Below are 12383 nucleotides of genomic sequence, written 5' to 3'. Positions count from 1 at the left end.
CCACGGCGGCGAGATCTGGGCCGACGCCGCTGCCGGGGAACTCGCTGGCGCTGTGCAGGCGCTGGAACAGCCCGAACAGGCGGTCGGCCTGGCTTCGGTGCGGCGCATCGTGCGCCGCCACGGCGGCGAGATCTGGGCCGACGCCGAACCCGGCCGCGGCGCCACCTTCTCGTTCACGCTGCGCGAATAGCGCCGCGCGGCGCTCAGGACGAGCGCGCCAGTTCCTCGACCGCCGCCAGCAGGCGTTCGGCCTGCACCGCCTCGGCAATGCCCTGCTCGGCGGCCATGCGCTGCAGGCGCTGGAACAGCCCGAACAGGCGGTCGGCCGAGCGCATGTCGAAGCCGGCGCCGTTGTCGCGCACGTAGAACGCGCGCCGGCCCTCGTGCGGCTGGCAGCCGAAGACGACGCGCGCCTTGGGGTTGCGGCCGCTGTACTTCCAGGCGTTGCCGAGCAGGTTCTCGAGCACCTGGCGCAGCAGCGTCGGGTCGCCGCGGGTCACCAGGCCGGGCTCGATCTCGACGTCGACGCGGCGCTCGGGCGGCGACGAGCGCCGCAGGTCGTCGACGACCCAGGTGGCCAGCTGCGACAGGTTGACCGGCTGGCGCGCCAGCGGCTGCTGCGACAGCTTGGCCAGCGCCAGCATCGAGTCGATCATGTGGTTCATGCGCGCGGCGGCGCCGAGCACGCGGTCCAGGTGCTCGTTGCCCAGGCGGTCGAGCTGGCGCCCGTAATCCTCCTTCAGGATGCGCGTGAAACCTTCGACGACGCGGATCGGCGCGCGCAGGTCGTGCGAGACGGTGAAGCTGAACGAAGCGCCGTCGCTGCCGTCGCCGCCTTCGGCGCGCGCCGCCTGCATCACCAGCAGGCCGGCACCGGCCGTGGTCTCGAAGCGGCGCAGCACCCAGCCGTCGACCTCGGTCGCACTGTCCGGCGCGGCGCCGGCCAGGGCCTCGCGCACGGCCCCGGGCAGGCGCGCCAGCACCTCGCCCCAGGCTGGGGCGTCGTTCTCGAACCAGCGCCGCGCCGCCGGATTGAAGCTGCGCAGCGTCCAGGACTGGCCGTCGCCGGCGGCCAGCAGCGCCGGCGTGTCCAGGCCGAGCAGCATCGCCTGCAGCGCGCCGTGGTCGGCGGCGAGCGCATCGAGCGCGCCCACCGGCTCGGCGGTGCCGGTGAAGCCGGCGAAGCGCCCCAGGTCGTCGAAACGCGGCGCGCCTCGCAGGCACCAGGCGCTGGCGTCGGCGCGCAGCGTCACGCGCAGCGCCCGGAATGCACGTTCGCTTTCGAGCCGCCGGCGCAGCTCGCCGGCGTCGGGCGAGAGCGGCGCCTCGAACTGCTCCCACAGCGGCACGCCGGCCACCGGGCCGGCGCCGCCGGCGCCGCCTTCGGGCGGCTGCACGGCGACCAGCCGGTGCGCGGCGTCGCTCTGCCAGACCCAGCCGTCGAGCAGCGAGGCCGCGTCGCGGCTGCCGGCGCGTGCCGCACGCAGTGCCGCTTCGTTGGCCTGGCGTTCGCGCAGGCTGCCGACGAAATAGCCCGCGGCGCCGACCGCGAGCAGCGCGACGCTCGTGAAGACGCCGCCGCCGCCGGCGCCGGTTTCGGCGCACCCGGCCAGGCTTGCCAGCCCGGCCAGGACAACGCAGCGTGACGGCACGACGCCACCACCGACGGGTTGGCTGGGGCGGGATGCAGACATGCAAACGATTGTACGGACCGGTGTGTCAGCCGCCGCCGCCGTGGCGCGCTGATACAGGAGGGCGCCGCAAAACGGTTAAGGTTCCGTCCTCGAACGTTTTTTGCCGGCCGGCGTGCCGGCCTGGATCCCGTGACTGCTCCGGCAAGATTGCGCACAGCCTCGTTTCGCATGCGGCCCGAATCGGTTTCCCCGCTTGACCGCCGCCGCATCGGGTCGCATCCTCGCCGCTTGCACGACGGCACGGAGCTTGCCTCGAGCGCGACCCTATGACCGGCCCGACCCTTACGCACGAAGAAGACGTCCCCATGCTCGACGAGACCGCGCTGGCCCGGCTGCGTGAACTCGATCCCGACGGCAGCCTCGGTGTGCTCGGCCGCGTGCTCGAGACCTTCCGCCAGGCCCTCGGCCGCGACCTGGAGCGCATGGCGACGGCACGCGACGGCGGCGACCTGAAGACCGTCGGCGAGGTGGCGCACAAGGTCAAGTCCTCGTCGGCCAGCGTCGGCGCGCTCGGCCTGTCGGCCCTGTGCGCCGAAGTCGAACGGCGCGTGCGCGCCGGCGACACCGCTGACATCGCACCGCGCGTGCAGGCGCTGCTCGCCGAAGGGCAGCGTGCCTTGCGCGCGGTCGCGTCCGCGCTGGGCACGTGACGGCACCGATCCCGTCCGCAGCGCCGCGACCGGGCGACGCGGTGCCGCAGCCTCGGCCCGAGGTCCTGCTGGTCGACGACGACGAGGTCGGTCTGCTGACGACCGCGATCGCGCTGCGCGAGCGCGGCTTCGCCATCACCGAGGCCACCCGCGGCGAGCAGGCGCTGGAGATCCTGCGTGAGCACAAGCCCGACCTCGTCGTGCTCGACGCCCAGATGCCGGGGCTGGACGGCTTCGAGACCTGCGAGCGCATCCGCGCGATGCCCGGTTTCGAGCGCCTGCCCATCGTCATGCTCACCGGGCTGGACGACGAGGCCTCGATCAAGCACGCCTTCGACGTGCACGCGACCGACTTCTACACCAAGGACAAGGACCGGGCGCTGAACTGGAGCCTGCTCGCGCGCCGGCTCGAATACGTGCTGCGCGCCGCGCGCACCACCGTCGAGCTCGGCCGCAGCCGCGAGAAGCTGGCGCGTGCGCAGCAGCTCGCGCGCATGGGCAGCTTCGAGTGGCGCCAGGGTGTCGGGCTGACGCTGTCGCGCGAAGCCTTCGAGGTGCTGCGCTTCGACGGCCCGATGCCGACGCTGCGCCACCTGCTGCACCGCATCCCCAAGGCCCAGCGCCTGGCCTCGATCCGGCTGCTGCGCGACCGCGTTGCCCAGCGCCGCGCGCTCGACCTGGACCTGACGCTGGACGGCGGCAACCTCGTCGTGCACGTCGCCGGCAAGGTCGGGGAGGACGAACACAAGCGCTTCGTCGGCTACGACGGCTTTCTGCAGGACATCACCGACCGCCACCGCGCGCAGAGCCAGTCGCGCTACCACGCCGCCTTCGACATGCTCACCGAGCTGCCGAACCGGCGCGAGTTCATCCGCCGCGCCAACCTCGCGCTCGACGCCAGCCGGCGCCACGATCTGCGGCACAAGGTCGCGCTGCTGCAGATCGACCTCGACCGCTTCAAGCAGATCAACGACACGCTGGGCCACCAGATCGGCGACGACGTGCTGCGCGAGGTCGCGACCCGGCTGCGCGGCTGCATCCGCTACCACGCCGACATCGACGACAGCGCGCTCGAGGCCGCCGGCCCGCGTGCGCACCGCGACCTGGAGACTGTCGGCCGCGTCGGCGGCGACGAGTTCGTCGTCCTGCTGCCCGAGGTCACCGACCCGGCCGACGCCGAACGTGTCGCGCAGCGCATCGTCGTCGCGCTGCGCGAGCCGATGCGGCTGGCCGGCGGCCACGAGCGTGCCGTCACCGGCAGCGTCGGCGTCGCCATCTTCCCCGACGACGGCGAGACCGTGCAGGAGTTGCACCGCAACGCCGACCTCGCGATGTACGAGGCGAAGAAGGAACGCGACTCGAGCATGGTCTACGGCCCCGGGCTGCTCAAGCGCCCGATGCTCGAGGCCGCGCTGCCCGGCGCCGCCGACCGCGGCGAGCTCGAACTGCACTACCAGCCGCAGGTCGACGTCGCCAGCGGGCGCCTGGTCGGCGTCGAGGCGCTGATGCGCTGGCGCTTCGACGGCCGTCTCGTGATGCCGGGCGACTTCATCCCGCTGGCCGAGGAATCGGGCGACATCTACGAGATGTCCCGCTGGGCGCTGCGCGAGGCCGCGGCCCAGGCGCTCCAGTGGCAGAACGAGTTCGGCTTCGACGGCACGATCGCCGTCAACCTGCCGCCCAAGCTGTTCCTGCGCAGCGAGCTGATCGACCTGATCGACCAGCTCACCACCGAGGCCGGCCACCGCCGGCTGCTGTCGCTGGAGATCACCGAGACCAGCCTGATGCGCGACGTCGTCGGCGTTGGCCCGGCGCTGCGCCGGCTGCACCAGCTCGGCGTCGACGTCTCGATCGACGACTTCGGCACCGGCTACTCCAGCCTGTCGCACCTGTCGGGGCTGCACTGCGCCGAGCTGAAGATCGACCGCAGCTTCGTCGCCAAGCTCGGCATCGAGCCGACCGCGGTGCACATCGTGCGCACGATCATCGCGCTGGCGCGCCACCTGTCGCTGCGTGTCATCGCCGAAGGCGTCGAGACCGAGCGCCAGGTCGAGCTGCTGCACGGGCTGGAATGCACGCGCATGCAGGGTTACCACATCGGCCGCCCGGTGCCGGCGGCGCAATTCGAGCACTGGTTCGCGACGATGCGGCTGCCGGGCCTGCCGCCCGGCACCGGTGACCTGGCCCCCCGCGCCCCGGCTGCCGGCGGACACTGATGAATACTTTGACACCGGCGCAGGTCGCCAAAGGCGCACTGCGGCGCCTGGCCACGGCCAAGCTCGAACCGACGCCCGAGAACTACGCCCGCGCCTATGCCGAGGAATCGGGCCAGCCGCTGCCGCCGGCAGTGGATGCCAGGTCGCAGGGGCCGGCCTGGGCCAGCCTGATCGAGAAGCTGGTCAAGGGCATCGAGCGCGGCAGCAAGCAGTGGACGCCGGCGCGCAAGAAGGAGAGCCTGCAGCGTGTGCTCGACGGCAGCCGCGGCGACCTGCAGCGCCTGCAGCAGCGGCTGCAGGCGCTGGTGGGCTCCTGGGACGGCGAGCGCCAGCCCGACGATCCCGACGCCCCGGCCGACGCCGGCCTGACGGCCCCGGCGCCGCTGGACGAAGCGCCGGCCGCCACCGCCCCGGTGCCCGCCGACGAGGCCGCAACCGACTGGCTGCCGGTCGTCGCCAGCCTCGAAGGCACGGTGCGCGCCGGGCTGCCGGCCGAGGAGCCGCGTGCCGTCGAACTCGCCGACCATCTGGCCCAGCTCGCCGACGCCATCGCCGCCGAGGGCCTGTCGCCGCAGCGTGTGGCCGAGGTCGACGAACTCTGCCAGCGTGCGCGCCGGCTGTTCTCGCACCGCCACCACCTGATCGAGCAGCTGGGCTCGCTGTGCCGCGAACTGAGCCGCGGGCTGGTCGAGGTCGCCGAGGACGACAGCTGGGCGCGCGGCCAGTGCGAGAGCCTGGAGCAGCGCCTGGCCGACGGTGTCACCGCCCGCAGCGTGCGCGCCGCCAGCGAGCTGCTGGCCGAGACGCGCAGCCGCCAGCAGCGGGTGCGCGACGAACGCAACGCCGCGCGCGACGCGCTCAAGTCGCTGATCCACCGCATGCTGGCCGAGGTCGGTGAACTGGGCGAGCACACCGGGCGCTTCCACGAGAGCGTCGGCCGCCATGCCGAGGCGGTGGCGAGCGCCGAGTCGCTCGAGAGCCTGGCCGGCGTCGTGCGCGAGATCGTCGACGAGAGCCGCGCGGTGCAGGAACTGGTCGGCGCGGCGCAGCGCCGCATGCAGGACGAACACGCCAAGGCGAGCGAACTCGAGACCCGGGTGCGTGAACTCGAGACCGAACTGCGCCGCCTGTCCGAGGAAGTCTCGACCGACGCGCTGACCCAGGTCGCCAACCGCCGCGGCCTGGCCCAGGCCTTCGAGGCCGAGCGCGCGCGTGTCGACCGTGCCGGCCCCGAGGCGCCGCCGCTGGCGATCGCGCTGATCGACATCGACAACTTCAAGAAGCTCAACGACACGCTGGGCCACGCCGCCGGCGACCTGGCGCTGAAGTCGCTGGCCGCCGCGGTGCGCGAGCGCCTGCGGCCGGTCGACCACCTGGCGCGTTTCGGCGGCGAGGAGTTCGTCGTGCTGCTGCCGGCCACGCCGCTGGCCGAGGCGCAGCAGGCGCTGACGCGGCTGCAGCGCGGCCTGACCGAGGCGCTGTTCCTGCACGAGCAGCGCGAGGTCTTCGTCACCTTCTCCGCCGGCGTCACCGCCTGGCGCACCGGCGAGGCGCTGGAGACCGCGCTGGAGCGCGCCGACGAGGCGCTGTACGAGGCCAAGCGCAGCGGCAAGAACCGCACCTGTATCGCCTGAGGGCGCGCGTTTACAAGCTGTTGCCGTGCGCCGCTCAAGCGCCGGCCCGCGCGTGCCGACTCATCGAAGACGATGAGTTCCGCACGATCTCCCTTCGGTGCGCTGAAGAAGGCCTTCGACGCCGTCTTCCGCCACGACCTCGGGCTGCAGCGCCAGGCTGGCGGCGTGCGCCTGGTGCTGCGCGGGCGCGACGCGGCGCCGGCCGACGCGCCGAGCACGCCCGCCGATCTCGAACGCCAACGCCGCGAGCAGGAACTGCTGCAGGCGCGCGAGGACCTGACCCGCCTGCTCGACGAGGACCACACCAGCCGGGCCGCGCTGCGCCACCTGGCGGTGCTCGAACACGCGCTCGGGCGCATCGGCTGGCAGGCGCTGGAGCGGCTGCCGCTGGACGTGCTGCAGCGTGCCCACGGCCAGCTCGAGGACCAGGTGACGAACTGGTCGGCGCGCGGCCTGGCCGGCCTGCGTTCGCGGCTGGCGGTGACGGTGGCCGAAAGGTCGCTGCTCGAACCGCTGCCCACCGGCAGCGGTGCCACCGAGCTCGAGCCGGCGCCGGCACTCGCGGCGCGCGCGATCGGCAAGGCGCGCGGCAGCTCCGCGCCGCCCGTGCAGGACGAGGCCGACCGCGCGCTGCTGGCGGCTTACGGTTCGCTGCTGGGCGGCAAGACGCCCGAGAGCTGAACGCACCGGCCGCGGCCGGCGCGGCCCGGGCTCAGAAGGTGATGACCTTGTCGGCCCACAGCGTCCACTGCGCCAGTTCGGGCAGCGTGCCGATGCGTGTGCCTTCGATCAGCGGCAGCTCGGCCAGACCGCGTGCCAGCGCGCACGTGCGGCACAGCGCGATCGGCACCTCGCGTGCGACGAGTTCCTGCACCAGCCCCTGCAGCCCGTTGCCGGCACCGTCGACCTGGTTCGGCAGGCCCAGCACGGTGGCGTCGGACATCAGGAACAGGCGCAACTCGGGTGCCGGCTCGTCGGCGCCGGCCAGCGCGTTGGCCAGGCGCAGCGCCGACAGGCAGCGTTCGCTGCCGTAGGGCGGTGCGTGCACGATGATCAGGATCTTCTGCATGGCCGGCTCTCCCGTTCGCGGCGCGTGGCGCGCCGGACCGCGGCCATCATAGGCGCGCGTTCAGGCCGCGCGCTTGAACACCGACAGCAGCGCGCCGGCAGCGATGAACAGCGAGCCGAAGACGCGGTTGAGCACGCGCACATGCGCCGCCGAATGCAGCGAGCCGAGCACGCGTGCCGCCAGCGCCGTGTAGCCGGCCATCACCACCAGGTCGGTGAAGCCCAGCGTCAGGCCGATGACCAGGTACTGCGGCGCCATCGGCTCCGACAGGTGCAGGAACTGCGGCACCACGGCCAGCAGGAACACCGTGCCCTTGGGGTTCACGGCGTTGACCATCCAGCCGCGCAGCACCATCTGGCGCCGCGGCATCGCCGCCGCGGCCTCGCGCGCGGCCGCCAGCGGCAGCGCCGGTGCGCGCCACTGCTGCAGCCCCAGCCACACCAGATAGGCCACGCCGCCCCATTTGACGACCATGAAGGCGGTGGCCGAGGCCGCGATCAGCGCGCCCAGGCCGACGCCGACGACCAGCAGCTGCGACCAGATGCCGGCAACCAGGCCCACCGTCGTCCAGTAGCCGCGCCGAAAGCCGTGCTGCAGCCCCGAGTTCATCGCCGCCAGCGCACCGGCACCGGGCGACAGGCTGATGGCCCAGGAAGCGGCGAAGAAGGCGAGCCAGGTCGTGAGGTCCATGGAGCGGGTGGCGGGGCAGGGAGGGCCGAGTCTAGAGCAGCAGCAGTGCCGCGGCGGCCACCGCGGTCGGGCCGAGCGCACCCAGCAGCAGCGCGCCGGCGCCGATGCTCTCGTCGGCGAAGCCGCGCCGCAGCAGCGCGACGCCGGCCGGATTCGGCGCGTTCGCGATCACCGTCAGCCCGCCGCCGGCCACCGCGCCGGCCACCAGCAGGTACTTGGCTTGCTCGGAGATGCCCGGGATCAGCGAGCCGAGGTAGGTGAGGGCGGCGTTGTCGGTCACCGCCGTCAGCGCGAGCGCGCCGAAGAACAGCGCCGTCGGCGCCAGCGACTCGACGATGGGCTGCAGCCACCAGCCTTGCAGCCCGCCCAGCACCACCAGGCCGGCGAGGAAGAACGCGACCAGCAGCGCCTCGCGGATCAGCAGCGGGCTCTGGTGGCGCTCGTAGGCCTGGGTGAAGCCGAGGAAGAGCAGGAACAGCGCGAGGAAGGCCACCGGGTGGTGCGCCAGCAGCACGATCGCCGCCAGCAGCGCCAGGTGCACGCCGACCACCAGCGGCGGCGTCGCCGGCGGCGGCGGCGTGCTGCCGGCGGCGCGCAGCGAGTCGCGCAGCATCCAGGTCGCGACGCTGGCATTGACCAGCACCGCCAGCGCCGCCTTCCAGCCGAAGGTGCGCAGCATGAAGGCGCTGTCCCAGTCCCAGACCGAGGCGACCATCAGCACCGGCGGCGCGGCGTAGGAGCTGAGCGTGCCGCCGATCGAGACGTTGACGAAGAGCGCGCCGAGCGCGAAGTACTTGGCGCGCTCGGGCACCTCGGGACGGAAGACCAGCGGCGCCAGCGTCAGCGCCGCGATCGTCATCGCCGCCGGCTCCGTGATCAGCGAGCCCAGCAGCGGCACCGCGCCCAGGCCCAGCCAGGCGATCGCGACCGCACGCGGCAGCGGCAGCCGCGCGGCGAGCGCGTCGACGACGCGCCGCACCGTCGCCAGCACCGGGCCCGAGCCGGCGACGACCATGACGACGAAGACGAACAGCGGCTCGGTGTAGTTGCGCGACTCGGCATAGGCGATGGCCTGCGCCGGCCCGGCGACGAAGGCCAGCAGCAGCACCAGCACGATGGCCCAGAAGCCGAACACGACCTCGACCTCGCCCAGCAGGTGCAGCAGCCCGGCATGGCGCGGGACGCGGTGGGCCAGGCGTTCGATGCGGCTGGCGGCGAAGGTGTGCAGCAGTGCGACCGCGAACAGGGCGGCAGCGATGGTGTCGACGGCGGAGTGGTTCATCGAAGGACGTGGCAGCAGCGGCGCGCTGGCGGCCCGACCAGCGCAAATACCTGCTGCGCCCCCTTGGTGGACGCCGCACCCGGGCGCGACTCTAACGTGTGCCGGTGCCGCGCCGCGTGCAGGCCTCGCATGGCCCCGGGCGGCCGGGGCCGGCGCCAGCGCCTGCGGTGCTCAGCCGGGCGTCGTTTCCAGGTGCTGGAGCAGGACGGTCTCGAAGTCCGCCGCGGCCACCGGGCGGCCGAAGAGCCAGCCCTGGGCCGAGTCGCAGCCGGTGCGTGCGAGCGCGGCGCGCTGGCCCGGCGTCTCGACACCCTCGGCCACCGTGTGCATGCCCAGCGTGCGCGCCAGGTTGACGATCGCGGTGACGACGCTGCAGTCGCCTTCGCTGTTCTCGATCACCGAGACCAGCGAGCGGTCGATCTTCAGCGTGCCGGCGCGGAACAGGCTCAGGTGCGAGAACGAGGTATAGCCGGCGCCGAAGTCGTCGATGGCGATGCGCAGGCCCATCGCGTTCAGGCGCGCGACGGTGCGTGCCGACTCCAGCGGGTCGTCCCAGGCGACGGTTTCGGTGAGCTCGAGTTCGAGCCAGGCCGGCTCGATGCGGTGGCGCTGCAGCAGCTCGGCCACCTGCTCGGGCAGGTCGGGCTGGCGCAGCTGCACCGCCGACAGGTTGACGGACATGCGCAGCGGCGGCAGGCCGGCGTCGATCCAGCGGCGCAGCTGGCCGAGCGCGGTGTCCAGCACCCAGCGGCCGATGCCGGCGATCTGGCCGCTGGTCTCGGCCATCGGCACGAACTCGGACGGCGGGATCCAGCCCAGCTCCGGATGGCGCCAGCGCAGCAGCGCCTCGGCGCCGACGATGCGGCCGTCGGCCAGCGCGCACTGCGGCTGGTAGTGCAGCAGCATCTCGTCGCGCTCCAGCGCCCGGCGCAGGCCGTTCTCGACGTGCAGCGCGCGCGCCATCTGCGCCTGCAGCTGCGCGGTGTAGAAGCAGAAGGTCGCGCGTCCGGACATCTTGGCGCGGTACATCGCGGCGTCGGCCGACGCGAACAGCGTGTCGTAGTCCTCGGCGTCGGCCGGGTACAGCGCGATGCCGATCGACGGCGTCACCGCCAGTTCGTGGCCTTCCAGCTGCACCGGCTGCTGGACGATCTGCAGCAGCTTCTGCGCGACGTGCGACGCGCCGGCGGCGTCGGTGCGGGGCAGCACGAGCACGAACTCGTCGCCGCCGACCCGCGCCAGCGTGTCCTGGTCGCGCAGCAACGGGAGCATGCGCTGCGCCAGTATCGTCAGCAGCCGGTCGCCGACCGGGTGGCCCAGCGTGTCGTTGACGTTCTTGAAGTGGTCCAGGTCCAGGAACATCAGCGCCAGCGTCTCGCCGCCGCGGGCCGCGATCTGCAGCGCCTGCTGGGCGCGGTCGTGCAGCAGGATGCGGTTGGGCAGGCCGGTGAGCGCGTCGTAATAGGCCAGCCGGCGCACGTTTTCCTCGGCGTGCTTGCGCTCGGTGATGTCGCTGAACGAGGCGATGTAGTTCAGCGTGCGGCCGTCTTCGTCGAGCACGCGGCCGACCGACAGCCACTCGGGGTAGACGGCGCCGTCCTTGCGCCGGTTCCAGATTTCGCCTTCCCAGTGGCCGTGCGAGCGCAACTCGTGCCAGAAGCGGCGGTAGAAGTTCTCGTCGTGCACGCCCGACTTCAGCAGCCGCGGGTTCTGGCCGACGACCTCGGCCTCGCTGTAGCCGGTGATCTGCGTGAACGCGCGGTTGACGGCGACGAAGCGGCCGTCGACGTCGGCCACCGCCAGCGCCTCGTTGCTGTGTTCGAAGACCCGCGCCGCCAGCGAGAGCTTGGACATCGCGTCGCGGCGGGCGGTGACGTCGCGCTGCACACCGACGAACTGCGTCAGCACGCCGCGTTCGTCGTGCACCGGCACGATCTTCAGCTCGTTCCAGAACGGCGTGCCGTCCTTGCGGTAGTTCAGCAGCTCGCCGTGGAAGGGCTCGCCGCGGTCGAGCGCTGCGCGCATCTCGAGCACCGTCTCCGGCGAGGTGCCGGGCCCTTGCAGCAACGAGCAGTTGTTGCCGATGATCTCGTCGGCCGAGTAACCCGTCAGCGCGGCGAAGGCGGCATTGACGTAGGTCGCGCGCCGGTTCGCGTCGCTGATCAGTACGCCTTGCGAGATCGCATCGAGCGCGCTCTGGTGCAGGTGCAGCAGGCGCAGCACGGCGTCGTGCACGGCCTGCATGTCGGCATCGCTGCCCAAGCCGGCTGTGCGCTGCTCCGGGGCGGGCTCGCTCGGGCGCTGGAGACGGGTGGTGGTGGGCACCGAATCGATCTGTGAAAGGCGTGGGGCCGTCCGGCGCCTGATGGCGTCCTCTGGCGTACCGGCGATTTTCGCCCGCGCGCGGGCCGCGTCGCGCGGCAATTCGCTGAAATGGTGCGTTGCTGCCGGGATCCAGCGTTTTGCCGGAAGCCGCTGCCCGCCGCGTGGCGCGGCGGCCGGCGCTTCAGTTCCGGCGGCCACTGCCGATGAGCCGACATGGCCTCGATCGCAGTCTCCTCCTCCGTCGTCCAGGCTCAGGCCTCGGCGTCCTCGTCCAGCAGCAGCAGCAGCGGGGGCAGCGAACTGCAGCGCCTGCAGCGCCAGCTCGCCGAGCTCTATCAGCAGCTGCGCCAGGTCCCCGAGACCGAGAAGGACCCGGAGAAGGCACGCGTGCGTACCCAGCTGCTGCAGGCGCAGATCCAGCTCGTGCAGGCCCAGATCCAGGAGCTGCAGCGCAAGAAGACCGAGTCGGCCGAGGCCGCGGGTGCGAGCACCGGCTCGGCTGCCGACGCCGACGCGGCGGCGAAGAAGAACGGCAGCCAGCGCCTGCTCGACACCTACGCCTGAGCGCCGTCCGGCGCATTCACTTCAGGTTTCGGCGAGCGGGCTTGCACCGCTGCGCTCGCATGCCAGCGGGCCGCCGGCTCAGCCGACGGCCCGCCCGTGCACGTTCGGGCTCAGAAGCTCGTCCAGTCGTCGGTGCCCGCGGGGGCGGCCACGCGGGTCGCCGGTGCGGGTGCGGACGACGCGGTTGCGGCCGCCTGCGCCTTGCGCCGCGCGGCCGGCGTCGGTGCGGGCAGCGGGCGCACGGTGGCGGGGGCCGCAC

Annotated in this window: 11 protein-coding genes; 6 read left to right on the top strand and 5 right to left on the bottom strand. The window is 72.8% G+C overall.

From position 1 onward, the window contains the following. Positions 1-190 (top strand): ATP-binding protein (locus tag CKO43_RS22785; RefSeq protein WP_242481305.1); only part of this gene is annotated, 190 nt, incomplete at its 5' end. Positions 191-203: 13 nt separating this feature from the next. On the opposite strand, the gene CKO43_RS22780 is transcribed toward CKO43_RS22785, so the two are convergent. Then, positions 204-1694, bottom strand: coding sequence for a sensor histidine kinase (locus tag CKO43_RS22780; RefSeq protein ID WP_200380080.1), 1491 nt, complete (start codon positions 1692-1694; stop codon positions 204-206). Positions 1695-1999: 305 nt separating this feature from the next. Here CKO43_RS22780 and CKO43_RS22775 point away from each other — a divergent pair, with 305 nt between their 5' ends. From CKO43_RS22775 to CKO43_RS22760, 4 genes are all read left to right on the top strand, one after another. Continuing rightward, positions 2000-2344, top strand: a complete 345-nt coding sequence (locus CKO43_RS22775) for an Hpt domain-containing protein (RefSeq protein WP_200229524.1) — start codon at positions 2000-2002, stop codon at positions 2342-2344. Continuing rightward, entirely contained in the window at positions 2341-4560 is a 2220-nt protein-coding gene (locus CKO43_RS25980; RefSeq protein ID WP_200380079.1) for an EAL domain-containing protein, read from the top strand. Before CKO43_RS22775 ends, CKO43_RS25980 begins: the two co-directional genes overlap by 4 nt. After that, complete coding sequence (locus CKO43_RS22765; protein WP_200380078.1) at positions 4560-6194, top strand: GGDEF domain-containing protein; 1635 nt, start codon at positions 4560-4562, stop codon at positions 6192-6194. The genes CKO43_RS25980 and CKO43_RS22765 overlap by 1 nt, the downstream gene beginning before the upstream one ends. A 72-nt stretch (positions 6195-6266) precedes the next feature. After that, entirely contained in the window at positions 6267-6875 is a 609-nt protein-coding gene (locus CKO43_RS22760) for a hypothetical protein (RefSeq protein WP_200380077.1), read from the top strand. Positions 6876-6906: 31 nt separating this feature from the next. On the opposite strand, the gene CKO43_RS22755 is transcribed toward CKO43_RS22760, so the two are convergent. The 4 genes from CKO43_RS22755 to CKO43_RS22740 form a co-directional block, all read right to left on the bottom strand. Beyond that, positions 6907-7263, bottom strand: a complete 357-nt coding sequence (locus CKO43_RS22755) for a DsrE/DsrF/TusD sulfur relay family protein (protein WP_200380076.1) — start codon at positions 7261-7263, stop codon at positions 6907-6909. A 60-nt stretch (positions 7264-7323) separates the two neighbouring features. Beyond that, on the bottom strand, positions 7324-7953 hold the full coding sequence (locus tag CKO43_RS22750; RefSeq protein WP_200229519.1) for a LysE family transporter: 630 nt from the start codon (positions 7951-7953) through the stop codon (positions 7324-7326). A gap of 31 nt (positions 7954-7984) precedes the next feature. Further along, positions 7985-9235 carry a putative Na+/H+ antiporter gene (locus tag CKO43_RS22745; protein WP_200380075.1) on the bottom strand — a complete coding sequence of 417 codons (1251 nt, stop codon included), beginning with the start codon at positions 9233-9235 and terminating at the stop codon, positions 7985-7987. 171 nt (positions 9236-9406) lie between these two features. Beyond that, on the bottom strand, positions 9407-11560 hold the full coding sequence (locus CKO43_RS22740; protein WP_346728380.1) for a putative bifunctional diguanylate cyclase/phosphodiesterase: 2154 nt from the start codon (positions 11558-11560) through the stop codon (positions 9407-9409). 213 nt (positions 11561-11773) lie between these two features. On the opposite strand from CKO43_RS22740, the gene CKO43_RS22735 reads away from it, so the two are divergent. Then, the gene (locus CKO43_RS22735) at positions 11774-12124 is read left to right on the top strand and encodes a FlxA-like family protein (protein ID WP_200380074.1); all 351 of its coding nucleotides are present in this window, start codon (positions 11774-11776) and stop codon (positions 12122-12124) included. Positions 12125-12383: the final 259 nt, after the last annotated feature.

The organism is Rubrivivax gelatinosus, from assembly GCF_016583785.1.
GTDB lineage: Bacteria > Pseudomonadota > Gammaproteobacteria > Burkholderiales > Burkholderiaceae_C > Rubrivivax > Rubrivivax gelatinosus_B.
Note: the sequence above shows the minus strand (reverse complement) of the source record. Positions and strands in the feature narration are given on the sequence as shown.

Coding starts and splice junctions, on each gene's coding strand:
- CKO43_RS22760 (WP_200380077.1), top strand. CDS start 6,267: ATGAGTTCCGCACGATCTCCCTTCGGTGCGCTGAAGAAGGCCTTCGAC.
- CKO43_RS22755 (WP_200380076.1), bottom strand. CDS start 7,263: ATGCAGAAGATCCTGATCATCGTGCACGCACCGCCCTACGGCAGCGAA.
- CKO43_RS22775 (WP_200229524.1), top strand. CDS start 2,000: ATGCTCGACGAGACCGCGCTGGCCCGGCTGCGTGAACTCGATCCCGAC.
- CKO43_RS22765 (WP_200380078.1), top strand. CDS start 4,560: ATGAATACTTTGACACCGGCGCAGGTCGCCAAAGGCGCACTGCGGCGC.
- CKO43_RS22750 (WP_200229519.1), bottom strand. CDS start 7,953: ATGGACCTCACGACCTGGCTCGCCTTCTTCGCCGCTTCCTGGGCCATC.
- CKO43_RS22735 (WP_200380074.1), top strand. CDS start 11,774: ATGGCCTCGATCGCAGTCTCCTCCTCCGTCGTCCAGGCTCAGGCCTCG.
- CKO43_RS22780 (WP_200380080.1), bottom strand. CDS start 1,694: ATGTCTGCATCCCGCCCCAGCCAACCCGTCGGTGGTGGCGTCGTGCCG.
- CKO43_RS22745 (WP_200380075.1), bottom strand. CDS start 9,235: ATGAACCACTCCGCCGTCGACACCATCGCTGCCGCCCTGTTCGCGGTC.